This is a genomic window from Bacillus sp. P4_D3 (assembly GCF_056401855.1).
Genome location: NZ_JBFUIN010001352.1, coordinates 1 through 521 on the forward strand (window position 1 = coordinate 1; position 521 = coordinate 521).

The 521-nt window shown below is 29.4% G+C and carries 1 protein-coding gene and 1 pseudogene; both read left to right on the forward strand.

Features of this window, described 5'->3' with window-relative positions; genetic code table 11:
- A partial coding sequence (locus AC1DTM_RS31280) for a glyoxalase superfamily protein (protein WP_477001799.1) occupies window positions 1-131 on the forward strand: 131 nt, incomplete at its 5' end.
- Window positions 132-173: 42 nt separating this feature from the next.
- A pseudogene (locus tag AC1DTM_RS31285) lies at window positions 174-362 on the forward strand (metallophosphoesterase family protein); the annotation flags it as partial.
- Window positions 363-521: the final 159 nt, after the last annotated feature.

The window sequence follows — 521 nt, forward strand, 5'->3', positions numbered from 1 at the left end:
AAACTGTATTATCGAGTAAAGAATATTTATATTCTAAACCTAATATAGAAAAAACACCTTGGGATACACTTGAATTAACAGTGATTGATCCATTTTCAAATAGAATTACATTTTATGAGGAAATGGTTTAGAAATTGAGGGGTCATAAATAATTTATCAAAATAGGGGTTACAATGAAAAGAAAAATAGTGATAATTTCAGATATTTATGGAAATAGTCACGCTTTAAAGGCGGTATTAAAAGATATTTCACGTCGTAAGGTCGAAATGATAATAAATTTAGGTGATAGTGTGTATGGGCCGTTAGATCCTTTAGGGACAATTGAAATATTAATGAGTAACGAGATGATACATATTAAGGGGCGTTTACTTTATAGTGAACTGCTCTTTTTATTTTGGGTAGATATTGAATTATATAAAAATAAAATGTTATGATTATGGAAACGTATGAACATATGAACATGTATTCATGTGTTTGTGAGAAGGAGGGATTGGAGTGAAAGATATAATTATCGTTGGAGC